Origin of the sequence: Streptomyces javensis (assembly GCF_039525925.1) — a bacterium.
Lineage (GTDB): Bacteria > Actinomycetota > Actinomycetes > Streptomycetales > Streptomycetaceae > Streptomyces > Streptomyces asiaticus.
The window spans coordinates 177,481-197,252 of the sequence record NZ_BAAAIF010000003.1 but is presented as its reverse complement, the minus strand read 5'-3'; the positions used below and the strand labels follow the sequence as shown (position 1 = coordinate 197,252).

The 19,772-nt window shown below is 70.8% G+C and carries 18 protein-coding genes and 1 pseudogene; 9 read left to right on the top strand and 10 right to left on the bottom strand.

All coding sequences use genetic code 11. From position 1 onward, the window contains the following. The first annotated feature begins 37 nt into the window (after positions 1 to 37). On the top strand, positions 38 to 373 hold the full coding sequence (locus ABD329_RS04960) for a WhiB family transcriptional regulator (protein WP_020870211.1): 336 nt from the start codon (positions 38 to 40) through the stop codon (positions 371 to 373). 720 nt (positions 374 to 1,093) lie between these two features. Here ABD329_RS04960 and bagB read toward each other — a convergent pair. Beyond that, a complete protein-coding gene (bagB, locus tag ABD329_RS04955; RefSeq protein WP_198276007.1) occupies positions 1,094 to 2,443 on the bottom strand; it encodes an ATPase BagB in 1,350 nt (449 codons plus the stop codon). 53 nt (positions 2,444 to 2,496) lie between these two features. Next, the gene (gene bagA, locus ABD329_RS04950; RefSeq protein WP_086884995.1) at positions 2,497 to 3,474 is read right to left on the bottom strand and encodes an ATPase BagA; all 978 of its coding nucleotides are present in this window, start codon (positions 3,472 to 3,474) and stop codon (positions 2,497 to 2,499) included. Positions 3,475 to 3,546: 72 nt separating this feature from the next. Here bagA and sp36 point away from each other — a divergent pair, with 72 nt between their 5' ends. The 4 genes from sp36 to ABD329_RS04930 all read left to right on the top strand — a co-directional run bounded on the left by sp36 (position 3,547) and on the right by ABD329_RS04930 (position 6,314). Continuing rightward, positions 3,547 to 3,702, top strand: a complete 156-nt coding sequence (gene sp36 / locus ABD329_RS04945) for a Sp36 family protein (protein ID WP_020870215.1) — start codon at positions 3,547 to 3,549, stop codon at positions 3,700 to 3,702. Then, the gene (locus ABD329_RS04940; RefSeq protein ID WP_198275991.1) at positions 3,702 to 4,172 is read left to right on the top strand and encodes a RidA family protein; all 471 of its coding nucleotides are present in this window, start codon (positions 3,702 to 3,704) and stop codon (positions 4,170 to 4,172) included. The genes sp36 and ABD329_RS04940 overlap by 1 nt, the downstream gene beginning before the upstream one ends. Before the next feature lie 229 nt (positions 4,173 to 4,401). Beyond that, positions 4,402 to 5,487 (top strand): NUDIX hydrolase, encoded by a 1,086-nt coding sequence (locus ABD329_RS04935; protein WP_198275992.1) that lies wholly within the window; start codon positions 4,402 to 4,404, stop codon positions 5,485 to 5,487. After that, on the top strand, positions 5,484 to 6,314 hold the full coding sequence (locus ABD329_RS04930; RefSeq protein WP_198275993.1) for an MBL fold metallo-hydrolase: 831 nt from the start codon (positions 5,484 to 5,486) through the stop codon (positions 6,312 to 6,314). The genes ABD329_RS04935 and ABD329_RS04930 overlap by 4 nt, the downstream gene beginning before the upstream one ends. Before the next feature lie 92 nt (positions 6,315 to 6,406). Here the strand turns inward: ABD329_RS04930 and ABD329_RS04925 are convergent, their stop codons facing one another. Then, positions 6,407 to 7,081 carry a Crp/Fnr family transcriptional regulator gene (locus ABD329_RS04925; RefSeq protein WP_014061749.1) on the bottom strand — a complete coding sequence of 225 codons (675 nt, stop codon included), beginning with the start codon at positions 7,079 to 7,081 and terminating at the stop codon, positions 6,407 to 6,409. A gap of 224 nt (positions 7,082 to 7,305) precedes the next feature. On the opposite strand from ABD329_RS04925, the gene nth reads away from it, so the two are divergent. From nth to ABD329_RS04910, 3 genes are read left to right on the top strand one after another with little or no spacing between them, the layout of a single operon-like run. Continuing rightward, entirely contained in the window at positions 7,306 to 8,175 is an 870-nt protein-coding gene (nth, locus tag ABD329_RS04920; RefSeq protein ID WP_198275994.1) for an endonuclease III, read from the top strand. Then, positions 8,172 to 8,855 carry an NUDIX hydrolase gene (locus ABD329_RS04915; RefSeq protein WP_198275995.1) on the top strand — a complete coding sequence of 228 codons (684 nt, stop codon included), beginning with the start codon at positions 8,172 to 8,174 and terminating at the stop codon, positions 8,853 to 8,855. Before nth ends, ABD329_RS04915 begins: the two co-directional genes overlap by 4 nt. A gap of 12 nt (positions 8,856 to 8,867) precedes the next feature. After that, complete coding sequence (locus ABD329_RS04910; RefSeq protein WP_198275996.1) at positions 8,868 to 10,070, top strand: MarP family serine protease; 1,203 nt, start codon at positions 8,868 to 8,870, stop codon at positions 10,068 to 10,070. Positions 10,071 to 10,112: 42 nt separating this feature from the next. On the opposite strand, the gene ABD329_RS04905 is transcribed toward ABD329_RS04910, so the two are convergent. From ABD329_RS04905 to ABD329_RS04880, 6 genes and pseudogenes are all read right to left on the bottom strand, one after another. Beyond that, the gene (locus ABD329_RS04905) at positions 10,113 to 10,316 is read right to left on the bottom strand and encodes a hypothetical protein (RefSeq protein ID WP_075200444.1); all 204 of its coding nucleotides are present in this window, start codon (positions 10,314 to 10,316) and stop codon (positions 10,113 to 10,115) included. Between the two features lie 143 nt (positions 10,317 to 10,459). Beyond that, a complete protein-coding gene (locus tag ABD329_RS04900) occupies positions 10,460 to 11,386 on the bottom strand; it encodes an alpha/beta fold hydrolase (RefSeq protein WP_198275997.1) in 927 nt (308 codons plus the stop codon). Beyond that, the gene (locus tag ABD329_RS04895; protein WP_020870223.1) at positions 11,383 to 11,844 is read right to left on the bottom strand and encodes a phage holin family protein; all 462 of its coding nucleotides are present in this window, start codon (positions 11,842 to 11,844) and stop codon (positions 11,383 to 11,385) included. The genes ABD329_RS04900 and ABD329_RS04895 overlap by 4 nt, the downstream gene beginning before the upstream one ends. A gap of 178 nt (positions 11,845 to 12,022) precedes the next feature. Beyond that, on the bottom strand, positions 12,023 to 13,414 hold the full coding sequence (gene nhaA / locus ABD329_RS04890) for a Na+/H+ antiporter NhaA (RefSeq protein ID WP_198275998.1): 1,392 nt from the start codon (positions 13,412 to 13,414) through the stop codon (positions 12,023 to 12,025). A 250-nt stretch (positions 13,415 to 13,664) separates the two neighbouring features. Continuing rightward, the gene (gene acs, locus ABD329_RS04885; RefSeq protein WP_198275999.1) at positions 13,665 to 15,626 is read right to left on the bottom strand and encodes an acetate--CoA ligase; all 1,962 of its coding nucleotides are present in this window, start codon (positions 15,624 to 15,626) and stop codon (positions 13,665 to 13,667) included. A 114-nt stretch (positions 15,627 to 15,740) separates the two neighbouring features. Then, positions 15,741 to 16,826 (bottom strand): annotated as a pseudogene (locus ABD329_RS04880) (carbonic anhydrase); the annotation flags it as partial. A 595-nt stretch (positions 16,827 to 17,421) separates the two neighbouring features. On the opposite strand from ABD329_RS04880, the gene ABD329_RS04875 reads away from it, so the two are divergent. Then, a complete protein-coding gene (locus ABD329_RS04875) occupies positions 17,422 to 18,780 on the top strand; it encodes a polysaccharide deacetylase family protein (protein WP_198276001.1) in 1,359 nt (452 codons plus the stop codon). Here ABD329_RS04875 and ABD329_RS04870 read toward each other — a convergent pair. Next, entirely contained in the window at positions 18,761 to 19,765 is a 1,005-nt protein-coding gene (locus ABD329_RS04870) for an ATP-binding protein (RefSeq protein ID WP_198276002.1), read from the bottom strand. The two genes, ABD329_RS04875 and ABD329_RS04870, sit on opposite strands and share 20 nt — an antisense overlap. Positions 19,766 to 19,772: the final 7 nt, after the last annotated feature.

Genomic DNA, 19,772 nt, shown 5'->3' with positions numbered 1-19,772 from the left:
GTGGGGGAGCTCCGATTCGGGAGAGGACGGCGCCAGCATGGGCTGGGTAACCGACTGGAGTGCGCAGGCCGCCTGCCGCACTACTGATCCAGATGAACTGTTCGTCCAGGGCGCGGCACAGAACAGGGCCAAAGCGGTCTGCACCGGATGCCCGGTGCGCACCGAGTGCCTTGCGGATGCCTTGGACAACCGCGTGGAGTTCGGTGTGTGGGGAGGGATGACCGAGCGCGAGCGGCGAGCACTGCTGCGCCGCCGACCGACGGTGACCTCCTGGCGCAGGCTCCTGGAGACCGCGCGCATCGAGTACGAGCGCAGCGCGGGGATTCTGCCCTTCGACGACGAGGACTACGAGCGCTTCGCCGCGGTCGGATAGACCGGACGGCGGTCCACCGGTGGTCGGCTGACGGCCTGCTGGGTTGACGGCCTGCCGGGCTGACGGCCTGCTGGATTGACGGTCGCTGGGTTGACCTTGGTTGACCTGCGCTGATGCCTGCCGGTGTGAACGTCTCGCCTCATCATCACCTCACCCACCTCTCGTCTCGGCACGAGTGGGGGTGCGAGTACGGGCGCGCCTCGTCAGGGGCGGGTACGGGTACGCGCACGCCTCCGAGCACGACCGCGGCCAGAGCCGCGGTCGGCCGTGGGGCTATGGGGGCGCGTATGACACGGCCTCGGGGTGACCTGGCCTCCTTGCGGCATGCCTCCTGTGGCGTGCCTGGTGCGGCATGGCCCGGTGTGACATGGCTAACAGGTCCCCGCCAGCCGGGGGTTGGCCCGCCGCCTGGGCCACTGGTGCCCCGCTTTCGGCTACCGGTTACGCCCTCGGCCACCGGTGACTGTCGGCCGCCGGTGACTGTGGCCTACCCGCGTCTGGGGCGTGGGTCTGCCTGTGCGTGCCGTAGGGCCGCCGCCGGGCGGACGCGTTCGCCGGAACCTGAGGCAAGCCCGAGGCCCTAAGCCCGATGCCCGGCTGCGGGCGCCCGCGCGCCATGCGGTCCATCATCGCCGCCGCTGTTCGCTTTGCGTGCTCTCTGTCGTGGTGTCGTGCGTCTCCATCCATGCGCGGGCGGCCGACCGCCCGGCGGGCACCGACTCAGCCCGCCACGCGATTGGTCCGCTCCGGCGGGACCGCGAGGCGTTCACCGATCGCCCGCAGCCCTGCCAAGTCGTGTACGTCGCCAGGGAGTGCGGCCACTTGGGCCACCGGAACCTCGGGGTGGAGCGCTGTGAAGCGGTCGTGTGTGCGCTGCTCGCGTCCGAGCACCTGCATACGCTCCGCGTGCAGCCGAAGCAGTCCCGCGGCGAGCCGCTCCGCCGACGAGTCCGCCGACGTGGGGGAGACGTCGGGGTCCGCTGCCGAGGGGTTCCGCGCTTGAGCATTCCCTGAGGGGGGATCGACAAATCCGCCCTCGGCAAGATTTTCTGCCTCGCCGCCGTTCTTGGCCGGATCGCTTCCCTCCGCGGCGTTCGCGAGCGCATCGTCCGGATCCACGGGATCGCCCGCCAGGGTCAGGATCTCCGCCGCGGCCAACGCACGTTCCGCCGACAGTTGTTCGGCACCGCTGCCGTGCACCCGGTTCAGCACCAGTCCGGCCAGCGGCATCTGGTCCGCGGCCAGCCGTTCCACGAAGTACGCGGCCTCCCGAAGGGCGTCCCGCTCGGGCGCGGCCACCACGAGGAAGGCCGTACCCGGAGCCTGTAGGAGCCGGTAGGTGGCCTCCGCGCGAGTACGGAATCCGCCGAACATGGTGTCCATCGCGGCAGCAAACGTCTGGACGTCGCGCATCAGCTGCCCGCCGAGCACCTTGCTGACCGTGCCCGTCATCATCGAGACGCCCACGTTCAGGAACTTCATCCCGGCCTTGCCACCCACCTTGGCCGGGGCCATCAGGACCTTGATGAACTTCCCGTCCAGGAAGGAGCCGAGACGTTTCGGCGCGTCCAGGAAGTCCAGCGCCGATCGGCTGGGCGGGGTGTCGACGACGATCAGGTCCCATTCGTCGCGGGCCCGGAGCTGGCCGAGCTTCTCCATGGCCATGTACTCCTGCGTGCCCGCGAAACCGGCCGAGAGCGACTGGTAGAAGGGGTTCGCGAGGATCGCCCGGGCACGCTCGGGGTCGGCGTGCGCCTCCACGAACTCGTCGAACGTCCGCTTCATGTCGAGCATCATGGCGTGCAGCTCGCCGCCGTTCCCGCCGCCGATGCCCTCCACCCGGCGCGGGATGTTGTCCAGCGCGTCGATGCCCATGGACTGCGCGAGCCGGCGGGCCGGGTCGATGGTGAGGACGACGACCTTACGGCCGCGCTCGGCGGCCCGTACGCCCAGGGCGGCGGCGGTGGTGGTCTTACCGACGCCACCGGAGCCGCAGCACACCACGATGCGGGTCTGCGGATCGTCCAGCAGGACGTCGATGTCCAGCCGGGGTGCCACGTCCATGCTCATGCCGCCTCCTGCGTACGACTCGTCGTCCGTGGCGCCCTTACGGCGGGCGCCGCTCACGCCGGCCACTGCTTGCGCAGATCCGCCGCGAGCCGGTACAGCCCGGCCAGGTCGATGCCGTCCGTGAGCAGCTCCAACTCGTGCAGCGGCAGACCCAGCCCGGTCAGCTCGGCGCGCTGCGCCCGTTCCAGTGCCACCCGCTCGGCGTGCTCGCGGGCCTGCTCCAGCAGCGGGTCGACCAGCCGCTCGGCCATGCCGCCACGGCGCGCGCCGCCCAGGCCCGCCTGGGAGAGCGCCTTGGCGACGGCCGCGCGCTGCCCGTTGGCGGCCACCTCGACGGCCTCGTGGTCGAGGATCGCGGGCCGGACCATGTTGATGATGACCCCGCCCGTCGGAAGGCCGTCGGCGCGCAGCTCGGCGATGCCGTCCGCGGTCTCCTGGACCGGCATCTCCTCCAGCAGGGTCACCATGTGGACCGCGGTCTGGGGGGACTTCAGGACGCGCATCACGGCCTGGGCCTGATTGTGTATCGGGCCGGTCCTGGCCAGCCCGGCCACCTCGTGGTTGACGTTCAGGAAGCGGGTGATGCGGCCGGTGGGCGGCGCGTCCATGACCACGGAGTCGTAGACGAAGCCCCCGTCCTTGCCCTTACGGCGCACCGCCTCGCACGCCTTGCCGGTCAGCAGGACGTCCCGCAGCCCCGGGGCGATGGTGGTCGCGAAGTCGATCGCGCCGAGCTTCTTGAGGGCGCGTCCGGCCGAGCCCAGCTTGTAGAACATGTGGAGGTAGTCCAGGAGTGCGAACTCCGGATCGATCGCCAGGGCGTGCACCTCCCCGCCGCCCGGCGCGGTGGCGATCTTCCGCTCCTCGTAGGGCAGCGGCTCCGTCTCGAAGAGCTGCGCGATGCCCTGGCGGCCCTCGACCTCCACCAGCAGGGTGCGCCTGCCATCGGCCGCTAGGGCCAGCGCGAGTGCGGCGGCGACCGTGGTCTTGCCGGTTCCGCCCTTGCCACTGACGACATGGAGCCTGCTCACAGTGGGGAGCCTAACCAGTCCCCCCTCGCCCTACGCACCAGGGCCCGGCGGAGAGGCATTACAGTCGGCCCCATGACCAAGTGGGAATACGCGACCGTACCGCTGCTCGTGCACGCCACGAAGCAGATTCTGGACACCTGGGGCGAGGACGGCTGGGAGCTGGTCCAGGTGGTCCCCGGCCCGAACCCGGAGCAGCTGGTGGCCTACCTGAAGCGGGAGAAGGGCTGATGGCGGGCGGCACGGTCGAGGGCAGGCTCGCCGGGCTCGGCCTGACGCTGCCCGCGGTCGCGGCGCCCCTGGCCTCCTATGTGCCCGCGCTCCGCACCGGCCCGTACGTCTACACCTCGGGTCAGCTGCCGCTGGTCGAGGGGAAGCTGGGCGTGACCGGCAAGGTCGGCGCGGAGGTCACCCCCGAGGAGGCCAAGGACCTGGCGCGCACCTGTGCGCTGAACGCGCTGGCCGCCGTGAAGTCGGTCGTCGGCGACCTCGACCGGATCGTGCGGGTCGTCAAGGTGGTCGGCTTCGTCGCCTCCGCGCCGGACTTCACCGGCCAGCCGGGTGTCATCAACGGCGCGAGCGAGCTGCTGGGCGAGGCCCTGGGCGACGCGGGCGTGCACGCGCGCAGCGCGGTGGGCGTGGCGGTGCTGCCCCTGGACGCGCCGGTCGAGGTCGAGATCCAGGTCGAGGTGGCGGACTAGCGGACGCCGGAGTCGCGGACCGGCGAGCGGTCCCATGGGGCGGGCCCCATGGGCGGCCCCACGGGTGGTCCCGTCGGCGGGCCGGTGGGCGCACGGGAAGACACCGGTGGGCGCACGGGCAGACATACGTGGACGCGGACCGGTTGTGACGGCCGGTGCGCGGACCCGCCCCGGCGTGGCGCCGCGAGGGCCACTCGAACATCAGCCCGTAAGCGCATAGCATCCGGCCATGTCCACTACGAATGGCCAGTGGTATCCACCCGAGTGGCCAGAGCGGATCCGGCTCCTGTCGGCCGGTGAGCTCACACCGGTGACACCGCGCCGGGCCGCCACCGTCCTGCTGTTGCGGGACGGACCGTGCGGAACGGCCGGGCAGGACGCACCACGGGACGCACAGGACACACAGGGCGGGGACGGGGAGCACACACCGGACGAGTTCGGCGCGGCGGGGCGGCCCGGCGCGGCGCGGGAGTCCGCCGGGGCGCCGCAGCCCGCGGCGGCCGCGGAAGGCGCTGAAACGCCCCCAGAGGGCCTGCCGGACCCGGCGGGAGGGGCCGTCGGCCCCGCCGTCTACATGCTGCGCAGACGCGCCTCCATGGCCTTCGCCGGAGGCGCGTACGCCTATCCGGGCGGCTCCGTGGACCCGCGCGACGAGCGGATGGTCACCTGGGCCGGCCCCTCGCGGGCACAGTGGGCGCGGCGGCTGGGCCTGGACCCGGGCGAGGGCACGCAGGCGCAGGCCATCGTGTGCGCGGCGGTCCGCGAGACCTTCGAGGAGGCGGGGGTGCTGCTCGCGGGCCCGACGCCGCACACCGTGGTCGCGGACACGACGGGGGACGACTGGGAGGCGGACCGCGCGGCGCTGGTCGCCCGGGACCTGTCCTTCGCGGAGTTCCTGGACCGCCGGGGGCTCGTACTCCGCTCGGACCTGCTGAACTGCTGGGCGCGCTGGATCACCCCGGAGTTCGAACCGCGCCGCTACGACACCTGGTTCTTCGTGGCTGCGCTGCCGCGGGGGCAGCGCACCCGTAACGCCTCCACGGAGGCGGACCGGACCGTCTGGATCCGCCCGGGTGACGCGGCCGACGGCTACGACCGGGGCGAGCTGCTGATGATGCCGCCCACGATCGCGACGCTGCGCCAGCTCGCGGACTACGGCTCGGTCGCCGACGCGCTGGCCGCCGCGACGGACCGGGATCTGACGCCGGTCCTGGCCCGGGCGCGGGTGGAGAACGGGGAGCTGGTGCTGAGCTGGCCGGGCCATGAGGAGTTCACCAAGCACATCCCGGGAGCCACGGGGGGACCTTCCGCATGACGTACGCATCCGCTCTGCCCGGCCAGCCGCGCGGGGGCACCATCGGCGGCCCGGCCACCGACCGGGCCGTCTGCGTCCTGGCGCCGAACGCCTCGCCCATGACCCTGGACGGCACCAACACCTGGATCGTCGCCGAGCCCGACTCCGACCTCGCCGTCGTCATCGACCCCGGGCCGCTGGACGACGCCCACCTCGAGGAGGTCATCGCCACCGCCGAGCGGGCGGGCCGGCGGGTGGCGCAGACGCTGCTCACCCATGGCCACCCGGACCACGCGGAGGGCGCGGCGCGCTTCGCGGAGCTGACGCGGACGTCCGTAAGGGCGCTGGATCCGGCGCTGCGGCTGGGGGACGAGGGGCTGGAGCTGGGGGACGTCATAACCACCGGCGGCCTGGAGCTGCGGGTGGTGCCCACGCCCGGCCACACCGCCGACTCGCTGTCCTTCCACCTTCCGGCCGATGGCGCGATCCTTACGGGCGACACGGTGCTCGGGCGGGGAACGACCGTCGTCGCGCATCCGGACGGGCGGCTCGGCGACTATCTGGACTCGCTGCGGCGGCTGCGCTCGCTGACGGTGGACGACGGGGTGGACACCGTGCTGCCGGGCCACGGGCCGGTGCTGAACGACGCCCGGGGCGCCGTGGAGTACTACCTCGCGCATCGCGCCAACCGGCTCGCACAGGTGGAGACGGCGGTCGAGGACGGCTACCGGACGCCTTCGGAGGTCGTGGCCCGTGTGTACGCGGACGTGGACCGCTCCCTGTGGCCGGCGGCGGAGCTGTCGGTCCGGGCCCAGCTGGACTATCTGCGTGAGCACGGGCTGATCTGACCGCTGAGGGTTGGGCCATTTCATGAGCGCCGTAAGGGGCCCGCCGGAATCCGGCGGGCCCCTTACGGTCGGTCTTCGTGTTCCGTCCGGCGTCAGCGGGAGCGCTTGGCCAGCCGCTCGACGTCCAGCAGGATCACCGCGCGCGCCTCCAGCCGCAGCCAGCCGCGGCCCGCGAAGTCGGCGAGCGCCTTGTTGACGGTCTCGCGGGAGGCGCCGACCAGCTGGGCCAGCTCCTCCTGGGTCAGGTCGTGGACGACGTGGATGCCTTCCTCCGACTGCACGCCGAAGCGGCGCGACAGGTCCAGCAGGGCCCTGGCGACCCGGCCCGGAACATCGGAGAAGACCAGGTCGGACATCTGGTCGTTGGTCTTGCGCAGGCGCCGGGCGACCGCGCGCAGCAGCGCGGAGGCGACCTCGGGCCGGGCGTTCAGCCACGGCTGGAGATCGCCGTGGCCGAGGCCGAGCAGCTTGACCTCGGTGAGGGCGGTGGCGGTGGCGGTGCGCGGGCCCGGGTCGAAGAGCGACAGTTCGCCGATCAGCTCGCCGGGGCCGAGCACGGCCAGCATGTTCTCGCGGCCGTCGGGAGAGGTGCGGTGGAGCTTCACCTTGCCCTCGGTGACCACGTACAGGCGATCGCCGGGGTCCCCTTCGTGGAAGAGCGCGTCACCCCGCGCGAGGGTGACCTCTCCCATGGAGGCGCGCAGCTCAGCGGCCTGCTCGTCATCGAGCGCCGCGAAGAGCGGGGCGCGCCGCAGAACGTCGTCCACGAGTCTCTCCTTGTCGACATGCACAGGGGACCGACGTCCCCATGATGCCGGACGGTAAAACAGTGCGATCAATCACAAGTTTGACGCACTGGCCTGCCGAGCTGTGCGGCAGGGGTCCGATTGGGGGCCTCTTCGCGGTGGCCGGGCCGGATGTCAGTGGGTGGGCTTAGGCTGGCCGGGTGTCCAATAGGCCGGTGAGAGCACAGGGCAAGGGGGCCGGACGGGTGACCGCACCTCGTAATTCCGCTGTGGGCGAACAAGAATCAGCTGACTCGACAGAAGCCTCGAAATCACATAAATCGGTCAAGGGCTCGAAGAGCGCCCGTCCCGAGTCCCGGCTTGCCCTCGTCCGCCGCGCCCGGCGCATCAACCGCGAGCTCGCCGAGGTGTATCCGTACGCCCATCCCGAGCTGGACTTCGAGAACTCGTTCCAGCTGCTGGTGGCCACGGTCCTCTCGGCCCAGACGACCGATCTGCGGGTCAACCAGACCACCCCCGCGCTCTTCGCCGCGTATCCGACGCCCGAGGACATGGCCGCCGCCGACCCGGAGGCCCTGGAGCAGCTGATCCGGCCCACCGGCTTCTTCCGTGCCAAGGCCAAATCGCTGCTCGGCCTGTCCGCCGCCCTCCGGGACCGCTTCGGCGGCGAGGTCCCGGGCCGGCTCCAGGACCTGGTCACCCTGCCGGGTGTCGGCCGTAAGACGGCCAATGTGGTGCTCGGCAACGCCTTCGGGGTGCCGGGCCTGACCGTGGACACCCACTTCGGGCGGCTGGTGCGGCGCTGGAAGTGGACCGCCCAGGAGGACCCCGAGAAGGTCGAGGCCGAGATCGCCGCGCTCTTCCCCAAGAGCGAGTGGACGATGCTCTCGCACCGCATCATCTTCCACGGCCGCCGCGTCTGCCACGCCCGCAAGCCCGCGTGCGGCGCCTGCCCGATCGCCCCGCTCTGCCCGGCGTACGGGGAGGGCGAGACCGACCCGGACAAGGCGAAGAAGCTGCTGAAGTACGAGATGGGCGGCCAGCCGGGCCAGCGCCTGCGCCCGCCGTCGGACTACCCCGGCCGTCCCGCCGCCCCCCTGGGAGCCGCCGAGTGACGAGCACCTACGGGGATGTGGAGGTCAGCGCCCAGGGGCTGCCGGAGTGGCTGCTCCCGGTGGCCCGGCTGGCCGAGACGATCGAGCCGCGCCAGCTGAGCCGGTTTCTGCCACCCGCGCAGGGCGGAGGCCGTCCCTCCGCCGTGCTGGTGCTCTTCGGTGAGGGCCCCGGCGGCCCGGAGCTGCTGCTCATGGAGCGCTCCGGCTCGCTGCGCTCGCACGCCGGCCAGCCCTCCTTCCCCGGCGGTGCCCTCGACCCGGAGGACGGCGATCCGGAGGAGGAGGGCCCGCTGCGCGCGGCGCTGCGCGAGGCCGAGGAGGAGACCGGGCTCGATCCCTCGGGGGTCCAGGTCTTCGCGGTGCTGCCGCGGCTCTACATCCCGGTGAGCGGCTTCGTCGTCACCCCGGTGCTGGGCTGGTGGCGCCGGCCCACCCCGGTCGGCCCGGTGGACCCCGCCGAGACGGCCCGGGTCTTCACGGTTCCCGTGGCGGATCTCACGGACCCGGCGAACCGGGCCACCACCGTCCACCCCAGCGGCCACCGAGGGCCCGCCTTCCTGGTGGGATCCGCTCTGGTCTGGGGTTTCACCGCCGGAGTGATCGATCGCATCCTGCATTACGCGGGGTGGGAGCGACCGTGGGACCGGGCCAAGCGCGTCCCACTCGACTGGCGCGCGTGAGACGGTGTTCCGGTGAATGTGCTGGACATCCTGTTGCTTCTCGCCGCCGTGTGGTTCGCGATCGTCGGCTACCGCCAGGGTTTCGTCGTCGGCGTGCTGTCGGTGACGGGGTTCATCGGAGGTGGGTTGATCGCGATCTATCTGCTGCCCCTCATATGGGACGGCACCACCGACGACAAGGCATCCCCCGGCACCGTCGGCGCCGTGGTGGCGATCGTCCTGGTGATCGTGTGCGCCTCGGTCGGCCAGGCGGCCACCACCCACCTGGGGAACAAGCTGCGGCGGTACATCACCTGGTCACCGGCGCGCGCCCTGGACGCGACCGGCGGCGCGCTGGTGAACGTCCTGGCGATGCTGCTGGTGGCCTGGCTGATCGGCTCCCTGGTGGCCCAGACCTCGCTGCCCACGCTGGGCAGGGAGGTCCGTGACTCCAAGGTGCTGCTCGGGGTCTCCCGCGTCGTTCCCGAAGAGGCGAACACCTGGTTCACCGACTTCTCGTCCGTTCTCGCGCAGAACGGCTTCCCGCAGGTCTTCTCGCCCTTCGCCAACGAGCCGATCACCTCGGTGCCGCAGCCCGACCCCGCGCTCGCCCGGTCCCCGGTGGCCACGAGGGCGCAGGAGAGCATCGTCAAGGTCGTCGGCACCGCTCCCAGCTGCGGCAAGGTCCTCGAGGGCAGCGGCTTCGTGTTCGCCCCGAACCGGGTCATGACCAACGCCCACGTGGTCGGCGGCGTCAGCGACCCGACCGTGCAGATAGGCGGCGAGGGCCGGCTCTACGACGCCAAGGTCGTGCTCTACGACTGGAAGCGCGATATCGCGGTCCTCGATGTGCCCTCGCTACAGGCCCCGGCGCTACAGTTCGCGCAGGACGACGCGCGCAGTGGTGATGGCGCGATCGTCGCCGGTTTCCCGGAGAACGGCGCCTTCGATGTGCGCGCGGCCCGGGTCCGCGGCCGTATCGAGGCCAATGGCCCCGACATCTACCGCCGCTCCACCGTGCACCGCGATGTGTACTCGCTGTACGCGACGGTGCGGCAGGGCAACTCCGGCGGTCCGCTGCTCACCCCGCAGGGGCGGGTGTACGGCGTGGTTTTCGCCAAGTCCCTCGACGACGCCAACACCGGATACGCGCTGACGGCGGACGAGGTGAGCGAGGACATCCAGAAGGGGCGCACGGCCGACCAGCCGGTGGACAGCCAGGGGTGTGCCCTCTAGTTTCCGGTGTCGCTGTGGCCCCGGGCCGCGCCCGGGATACTGCTAGCGGCTGCGTGGATGGCGCAGTCGCGCCGAGACCCACCGGGCCCGGCGGCGGATGATGCGGGGAATCCCGATGTTCGGGTCATGGCCTTGGGTAGGCCCGGAGCCGCCCCGCTCGGAAACACTCAGCGCGGCATTGGCAGTAGCGGCGGCCTCGGGGCCGCGGCTGTTTGGTGCGTCACGGTAGTCGTGCGTCCAGCCCATACCTCGGTGTGTGCCCCTGACCCAAGGTCCGTAATCGCCGCTGGCTGCGGCAATTGGCCTATGCTCCAGGCAATTGGCTGTTCGAAAAACAGATGTTCGCTCGCCCGTGCGGACGTGGTCGGAATGCGTACGTCCGATGACGCTCAGCGGTCGGGTTCGGGGTCCTTCAGCCAGTTGATCAGCTCGGTGGTGAAGGCCCGGGGGTCCTCCTCGTGCGGGAAGTGGCCGAGCCCGTCGAAGAGCCGCCAGCGGTAGGGGGCCTCGACATACTCCCCGGAGCCCGCCGCGCTGCGGGTGCGCATCACCGGGTCGAGTGACCCGTGCAGATGCAGGGTCGGCACCCGCACCGGCCGCTTCATCCGCCGGTTGAACTGGAAGCCGTCCGGCCGTGCCAGCGACCGCACCATCCAGCGGTACGGCTCGATCGAGCAGTGCGCGGTCGAGGGGATGCACATCGCCCGCCGGTAGACCTCCACCGCCTCGTCCTCGGGCAGCCGCGGTCCGGACCAGTCCCGGAGCAGCCGCCCCACGGCCGCCGCGTCGTCCGCGACCAACTGGCGCTCGGGCAGCCAGGGCCGCTGGAAGCCCCAGATATGGGAACCGGCGGCGCTCTGCTTGACGTCCGCGACCATCGCCGAGCGCCAGCGGCGGGGGTGCGGCATCGAGGCCACCGCGAGCCGCCGCACCAGCTTCGGTCGCATCACGGCGGCCGTCCACGCCAGGTATCCGCCCAGGTCATGGCCGACGAGCGCGGCGTCCGGCTCGCCCAGCGAGCGGATCACACCGGTGATGTCGAGGGCGAGGTTGGCCGGGTCGTAACCCCGCGGCGTACGGTCGCTGCCGCCCACCCCGCGCAGATCCATCGCGACCGCGCGGTAGCCGGCGTCGGCGAGCGCGGGCAACTGGTGCCGCCAGGTCCACCAGAACTGCGGGAAGCCGTGCAGCAGCAGCACCAGCGGGCCGTCACCCTGCTCGGCGATGTGGAAGCGCGCGCCGTTGGCCGCGACATCCCGGTGGGTCCAGGGGCCGTCGAGCCGTACGACCGACGCGGAGGTATCAGGGGCGGTCATGCCGACGAGCGTGTCACATCCCGCGCGGGGCGTCCGCCATTGCTCCCGGCACGCGGATGCGGCTTGACGCTCCCCAGTACGGCTGCCGTCTCCTTGGACGAGGAGATCGACCGCTTCGGGGCCTTGACCTTCTTGAACTTCAGCAGCGCCAGCAGACCCAGGATCCCGGCGAACAGCCAGTAGATCCCGCCCACGATCAGGAAGCACCAGGCGAGGCCGAGGCCGGTCCACGAGCGCATTCCGTAGGCGAGGGCGAAACTCAGCACCGGCAGCGAGAACAGCAGCAGCACCCCGGCCGCCATCCCCGCGCCGCTGCCGACCGCGGCCTTCTTGGCCCCCACCCGGAGCTCGGCCTTGGCCAGCGCGATCTCGTCGTGCACCAGCGCCGACAGCTCGGTGGTCGCCGTCGCCACCAGCTGGCCGAGGCTGCGGTTGCCGCCGTCGTCGGCTGCGCTCATCGCCATCTCCCTCTGCTCTTGTGCGTCTTACCGCTCGTGTCTTGTGCGTCTTGCGCTCGTGCTGCGCCGTCAGTGCTTCGTGTGTCGTGCGTGCTTGTTACGCCGTCAGTGTTCGCTCTGTCTTCCGCAGTGCTTGCTACGTCTTCTGCGCATTTCTGCGGGTGTCAAGCCTCTCAGATCATGCCGGACCATCGTCGCCGGAGTCGTTCGTGGCAGCCACTTCGGCAAGCCGCCGGTGCTCGGCGGCCTTTGCCTCGTGAATGGCGGCCATCCGCAGGTGGTACGCGGGGCTGTCGAGCTCATAGACGTCCGGGATGCCGTCCATGTCCTCGTCCCGCTCCTCCTCCTGACACAGCCGCTGGTACTTGGTGTTGCGCAGCTTGAGGAGGATCCCGGCGAACAGGGCGGCGGTCAGCGAGCCGATGAGGACCGCCGCCTTGACCTCCTCGGCGAGTGTGGGATCGCCGGAGAAGGCGAGTTCGTCGATGAGGAGGGAGACGGTGAAGCCGATTCCGGCGAGGGCGGCCACGGCGAAGACATCGGCCCAGGCCAGGTCCTCGTTCAGCTCGGCCCTGGTGAAGCGGGCGGCGCACCAGGAGCCGCCGAAGACGCCGACCGCCTTGCCCACGACGAGACCGAGGACGACGCCTAGCGTCTCCGGGCGGGTGAAGACATCCGCCACGGCGCCGCCGGAGAGCGGCACCCCGGCCGCGAACAGCGCGAACAGCGGCACCGCCACCCCCGCCGACACCGGGCGCACCCGGTGCTCCACGCGCTCGGCGGGGGAGCGCTCCTCACCCTCCCGTACGGTGCAGCGCAGCATCAGGCCCATCGCGACGCCGGCGATGGTGGCATGCACACCACTGGCGTGCATCAGCGCCCAGATCACCACGGCGAGCGGGACATATATCCAGGCCGTCCGGACGCCCTTGCGGTGCAGCAGCCAGAAGAGGGCGAGCGCGGCGACCGACAGGATCAGGGCGATGAAGTTGATGTGCTGGGTGAAGAAGATCGCGATGATGATGATCGCGCCGAGGTCGTCGACGACCGCGAGGGTGAGCAGGAAGGCGCGCAGCGCGGCGGGCAGCGCGGTGCCGATCACGGCGAGGACGGCGAGCGCGAAGGCGATGTCGGTGGCGGTCGGCACGGCCCAGCCCTTGAGGCCGCCACCGCCGCTCGCGCTGACGATGACATAGACGAGCGCGGGCACGGCCATGCCGCAGACGGCGGCGATCACGGGCAGCGCGGCGGCCTTGGGGTCGCGAAGCTCGCCGGCGACCAGCTCGCGCTTGAGCTCGATACCGGCGACGAAGAAGAAGATCGTCAGCAGGCCGTCGGTGGCCCAGGAGGCGACCGAGAGACGCAGATGCAGCGCCTGGGGGCCGAAGGAGAAGTCCCTGATGTCGCCGTAGACGCCGCTGAGCGGGGTGTTGGCGAGGATCAGCGCCGCGATGGCGGCCACCAGGAGGATCACACCGCCGACGGTCTCGGTGCGCAGCGCGTCGACGACGAACGTCCGCTCGGGCAGCGACAGGCGTCCTAGGAACTTACGGCTGGTGGGCGCGGCCACGGGCGGGCCTCCTGGGTGGGTCGAGGTGCGGATACACGTATGGCGTATGCCGACCAGACTTCCCGGCGCTCCTGTCCATCATCTTGTCGCAATTTTTACGCGACAGCCACCTGCGGCAGCCACCTGCGACGGCCGCCCGGCGCCCGTGACCGCCACCTGCGGCAGTCGGCCCAGCGTGAGGGGCGCCCCCGCCAAGCGGGAGCGCCCCTCGTATGTCGTGCGGTACGTACTGCTGACCCCGGTGGCGGGGTCAGTCCTCGCTGGGGGCGGAGGGCAGCTTGCTCTGGATCAGCTCCATGACGGAGGAGTCGGTGAGCGTGGTGACATCGCCCAGCGCCCGGTTCTCGGCGACATCGCGCAGCAGACGGCGCATGATCTTGCCGGAGCGGGTCTTGGGCAGCTCGGCCACCGGCAGGATCTTCTTGGGCTTGGCGATCGGGCCGAGCTGCTTGGCCACATGCGCCCGCAACTCCTCGACCAGGCCCTCGTCCTCGGCCGCGCCGCCGCGCAGGATGACGAACGCGCAGATGGCCTGGGTGGTCTGCGGGTCGGTGGCGCCGACGACCGCCGCCTCGGCGACCTTGAGGTGCGAGACGAGCGCCGACTCGACCTCGGTCGTGGAGATGTTGTGGCCGGAGACCAGCATCACATCGTCGACCCGGCCGAGCAGCCAGACGTCACCGTCGTCGTCCTTCTTGGCGCCGTCGCCCGCGAAGTAGCGCTTGTCGAAGCGGGACCAGTAGGTGTCCAGGTAGCGCTGGTCGTCGCCCCAGATGGTGCGGAGCATGGACGGCCACGGCTCGGTGAGCACCAGATAGCCGCCATGGCCGTTCGGCACCTCATTGGCCTCGTCGTCCACGACGGTGGCGGCGATGCCCGGCAGCGCGACCTGGGCCGAACCGGGCTTGGTGGCGGTGACGCCCGGCAGCGGGCTGATCATGATGCCGCCGGTCTCTGTCTGCCACCAGGTGTCGACGACGGGAGTGGTGTCCGCGCCGATGTGCTTGCGGTACCAGACCCACGCCTCGGGGTTGATGGGCTCGCCGACCGAGCCGAGGATCCGCAGCGAGGAGAGGTCGAACTTGGCCGGGATGTCGTCGCCCCACTTCATGCAGGCGCGGATCGCGGTCGGAGCGGTGTACAGGATGGTGACCCCGTACTTCTGGACGATCTCCCACCAGCGGCCCTGGTGCGGGGTGTCCGGGGTGCCCTCGTAGAGCACCTCGGTGGCGCCGTTGGAGAGCGGTCCGTAGACGATGTACGAGTGGCCGGTGACCCAGCCGACGTCCGCCGTGCACCAGAAGACATCCGTCTCCGGCTTGAGGTCGAAGACGGCGTGGTGGGTGTACGAGACCTGGGTGAGGTAGCCGCCGGAGGTGTGCAGGATGCCCTTCGGCTTACCGGTCGTGCCCGAGGTGTAGAGGATGAACAGCGGGTGCTCGGCGTCGAACGGCTCGGGGGTGTGCTGCTCCGGCTGGCGCTCCACGATCTCGTGCCACCAGACGTCGCGGCCCTCGCTCCAGTCCACCTCCTGGCCGGTGCGGCGGACGACCAGCACACTGCGCACGTTCTCGGTGCCGGGCCGGGTGAGCGCCTCGTCGACGGCGGGCTTGAGCGCGGACGGCTTGCCACGGCGGTAGCCGCCGTCGGCGGTGATGACGACCCGGGCGTCGGCGTCCTGGATACGGGTGGCGAGAGCGTCGGCCGAGAAGCCGCCGAAGACCACCGAATGCGGGGCGCCGATGCGGGCGCAGGCCAGCATCGCGACCACGGTCTCCGTGATCATCGGCATATAGATGGCGACCCGGTCGCCCGCCTGGACCCCCAACTCGGTGAGTGCGTGGGCCGCCTGGGAGACCTCCCGCTGTAGCTCGGCGTAGGTGAGGGAGCGGGTGTCACCGGGCTCGCCCTCGAAGTGGAGCGCCACCCGGTCGCCCAGGCCGTTCTCGACGTGCCGGTCGACGCAGTTGTACGCCACATTGAGCTTGCCGTCGGCGAACCACTTCGCGAAGGGCGGGTTCGACCAGTCGAGTGTCTCGGTCGGCGGGGTCGCCCAGGACAGCCGACGGGCCTGCTCGGCCCAGAAGCCCAGGCGGTCCACCTTCGCCCGCTCATACGCCTCGGCCGTGACATTGGCGTTCGCGGTCAGCTCGGCGGGCGGCGCGAAGCGACGCTCCTCCCGAAGAAGGTTGGCCAGGCTCTCGTTACTCACGACATCTCCCATTCCCAGGGTGTCCGTTGTGTCCCAGGCCATAGCTCATCAGCCAACGGCACACCCTGACAAGGGCTGTCGCCGAAAATTGGTTTAGACCTGTCGTCGCGTATGTCACCGTCCCAGCTCCAGGGCGCCCTGGGCGGGGTCGCTGCCCCGCTCCGCCACGCCGGAACGGCCGCTTCCAAGCCGGGTGGGCGCCGCCGTGGTGGCGAGGCAGACGGGCATCGGCGCGCCATGGTCCGGGCGGACGGGCAGAAACCTCCCCGTGCCCGTGTCCAGGACATACGCCTGGGCCTCCGCCACGTGGAAATACATGCCGTGCAGCGCCAGCCCACCCTCCGCCACCCGTCGTGCCACACAGCCGTGCTCCATCAGATGGCCGAGCTGCTGTCTCACATTGACCAGCGCCAGCCGCTCCGCGTCGTCGGCGATCGCCCGGTTCGAAAGGGCGACCTCGCCGCGCCCCAGCCGACCGATCCGCTCCATCCGCGCCAGCGCTGGTCTGCCGTGGCGCAACCACCGCTCCAGCGGCGTCCGGCCCCCGTTGGAGGACGCCCCGGGTCCGTCGGAGAGCGCCCCGTCGGAGGGCGCCCTAGGTCCGGCGGATGGTTCGGCTGCGTGGGATGGCTCGGCCGTGCCGGGGGACGCACCGGGCCGGGGCGGTGTGCGGACCGGCGCCGATGAGTCGAGCAGCGCCTGCATCGCACCGCATCCGGAGTGGCCGCACACCGTGATGCTACTGATCTTCAGCACCTCCACCGCGTACTCGATCGCCGCCCCCACCGAGTCACAGGAGTCATCGGTGCCCGGTGGTGGCACCAGATTGCCGACATTGCGCACGGTGAACAGATCGCCGGGGCCACTGGAGGTGATCATGCTGGTCACCAGGCGGGAGTCGGCGCAGGTGAGGAACAGCTGGCTGGGCCGCTGCCCCTCCCGTGCCAGCCGGGCCAGCTCCTCTCGGACCAGCGGTGCCGTATGGCGCTGGAACGCGCTCACCCCGCCGATCAGCTGACCGCCCGCGTCCCCGCCGGTGGCGACGCTCACCCCGACGCCCACGGCGGCCGGGGCCGGGCGGGTGCAGTGGTGATCGCGCCACGGTGTCCACGGTCGGCAGGCCCGGGCGTCGTCCGCCTCCGCGACCCGCCGCGCCGCCCGTCCATCGGCCGCCGCTCGTCCGGAGCGCGCCACTCGCCCGGAGCCCGAAGGCCGCCCGGAGCTCGAGGGGTGCCGGGAGCTCGAGGGGTGCCCGGAGCGCGAGGGGTGCCGGGGGGCTGAAGCATGCCGGGAGCCCGAGGGCCGGAGGAGCACCGCGAGGAGGACGACCGCGAGGGCCACGGCTGCGGTCATGAGTCCGGCCCGGAGCGAGGCACCGCGGGTCGACGCGATGCCCAGCGAGACGGAGGCGATGCCCAGTGAGAGAGGAACGGCGAACCGGAAGAGGGCGGCCGAGGCGGAGAGATCTCCGTGTCCGAGGCGGGAGACGCGGTGGACCCTGTCCAAGAGCTTCAACATTCCCGTCTCCTCCGGGGCTTCGGTCGCGGATAGGCGCGCGGCCGTGGGTCACGGCGTACTGCGGTACTTACTTCCAAGCGTTGGTAAATGAATCGTAATGCCGAGTAAAGTCGCTGGGAAGTCTTTTGGGGGTGAGTGAGCCGGTATTCCGTCTATAGGGTGAATAGTCATGTAAAACGCCTTGTCATCCTCTGTCTTTTTCTCCCTCCATGCGAGGTTTGCTCCTATCCGGCGGGCCTCCCGGGTCAGGGCGCGACGCGAGGAACGAGGTGGCGATATGAGGGCCAGAGGAGGCGGATGGACCAGAAGAAACGTCACTGCACTGCTGGCCGCGGCGGTGGCGCTCTCCGTGCCGGTCGGCTGCTCGGAAGACTCCCCCCAGACCCATGGACCGGGCGGAACCGCGGGCTCGGGCCACGACAGGGACAGCCCGCGGAAGGGGCCGGGGGCGTCGATCCATCCGGACAAGGCTCCGAAGGTGATTCGGCTCATCGGCGACGGATCGACCTCCGACACCGGCCCCCAGCCCCATCAGCCGAAGGCCGAGCCGCTCGAACCGGGCGAGAAGCCACCGCAGTTCGTCGTCTTCTCCTGGGACGGCGCCGGCCAGGACAAGCAGAAGTTGTTCTCCCACTTCCGCGCGGTCGGCAAGAAGTACGGCGCGACGATGACGTACTTCCTCAGCGGGGTGTATCTGCTGCCCGCGGAGAAGCGGTACCTCTACGATCCGCCCGAGCATCGGCGCGGCGCCTCGTCGATCGGCTTCAACGACGTCGAGGGCATCAGGGCCACGGTGGGGCAGCTCCGCGGCGCCTGGCTGGACGGCAATGAGATCGGCACCCACTTCAACGGCCACTTCTGCGGACGCCGCCGCGGAGTCGGCACCTGGTCGGCGCGGGAGTGGATCAGCGAGATCCAGCAGGCCGAGTCGTTCGTCGAGAACTGGAGGACCAACGCGGGTCTGGAGCACGAGAAGCCGCTCCCCTTCGACTACGACAAGGAGCTCGTGGGCGGTCGCGCCCCCTGTCTCCAGGGGCGGAAGAACCTGATCCGGGCGGCCGCGAAGCTGGGCTGGCGCTATGACGCGAGCTCACCCGGCGGTCTTCAGATCTGGCCTCGCAAGATCCACGGCATCTGGGACTTCCCGCTCCAGCAGATCCCGGTACCGGGCCGCGCGTTCGAGACGCTCTCCATGGACTACAACTTCCTCGCCAACAAGCCGCGCAAGGAGAAGGGCAAGCGGCCCAAGCGCTCCACCTGGGGCCGTCCGATGCGCGACGGCATGCTCGCCGCCTTCGACCGGGCGTACGAGGGCAACCGGGCGCCGCTGTTCATCGGCAATCACTTCGAGTCCTGGAACGGCGGAACGTATATGCGCGCCGTGGAGGACGTCATCAAGAAGGTCTGCCCGCGCCAGGGGGTGCGCTGCGTCTCCTTCAAGCAGCTGGCCGACTGGCTGGACGCGCAGAACCCCCGCGTCCTGGAGAAGCTGCGGGTGCTGGACGTCGGGACGCGGCCACCGGGCGGCTGGAAGGGCTACCTGGCAGCCGAGCCGTGGCGGACGTCCGCTCGCGAAACGGCGCATGAGCGGACGTCCGGGCACCACACGCGGACGGCTAAGCGGGAGCGGGAGTAGCCGCCGAGCTCTCCTCCGGCGCGAACTCCCGCAGCCCGAAGGCGGGGTCGACCTGGGCGGCGAGGTCGGCGCCCGTCTTCGCGTTCCCCCAGCTCTGTGCGTTCTTCAGATGGAAGTGCACCATCTGGCGGGTGTACCGCTGCCAGTCGCGCCGCTCGTACGAGGCGTCCACCGCGCCCTGTAGTGTCCGCAGCGCCTCGCGGTTCGTCTCCTCGAGCTCCTCGAACCGGGGCGCACGGCCCTTCTCCATCGCCCGGACCCAGTCGGAGTGGCCGAACGCGACCAGCAGGTCATCGCCCACCTCCGCACGGAGGAAGTCCAGGTCGTCCGGGCCCTGCACCTTGTTGCCGACCACCCGGAGCGCCACGTCGAAGTCGCGGGCGTACTCCTTGTACTGGCGGTAGACGGATACGCCCTTACGCGTGGGCTCGGCCACCAGGAACGTCATGTCGAAGCGGGTGAAGAGACCGGAGGCGAAGGAGTCGCTGCCCGCCGTCATGTCGACGACGATGAACTCGCCGCGCCCGTCGACCAGATGGTTCAGACAGAGCTCGATCGCGCCGACCTTGGAGTGGTAGCAGGCGACACCGAGGTCGGATTCGGTGAAGGGGCCGGTCGCCATCAGCCGCACCGACCCGTTGTCGAGCGGCAGGGTGCGGGCGCATGCCTGGTAGACGGGGTTGTCCTCACCGAGCCGCAGCAGCCGCGAACCCTCGCCCGGCGGGGTGGTCTTGATCATGGTCTCGGCGGAGGCGATCCGGGGGTTCGTACCGCGCAAGTAGTCCTTGATCAGCGGGAGATGGGCGCCCATCGCGGGCAGTGCGGCGGCCTCCGCCTCGTCGAGTCCGAGCGCCACACCCAGATGCTGGTTGATATCGGCGTCGACAGCGACGACGGGGGCGTGGGTGGTGGCGAGATGGCGGATGAACAGCGACGACAGCGTGGTCTTGCCGCTTCCACCCTTGCCTACGAAAGCGATCTTCATGTTCACC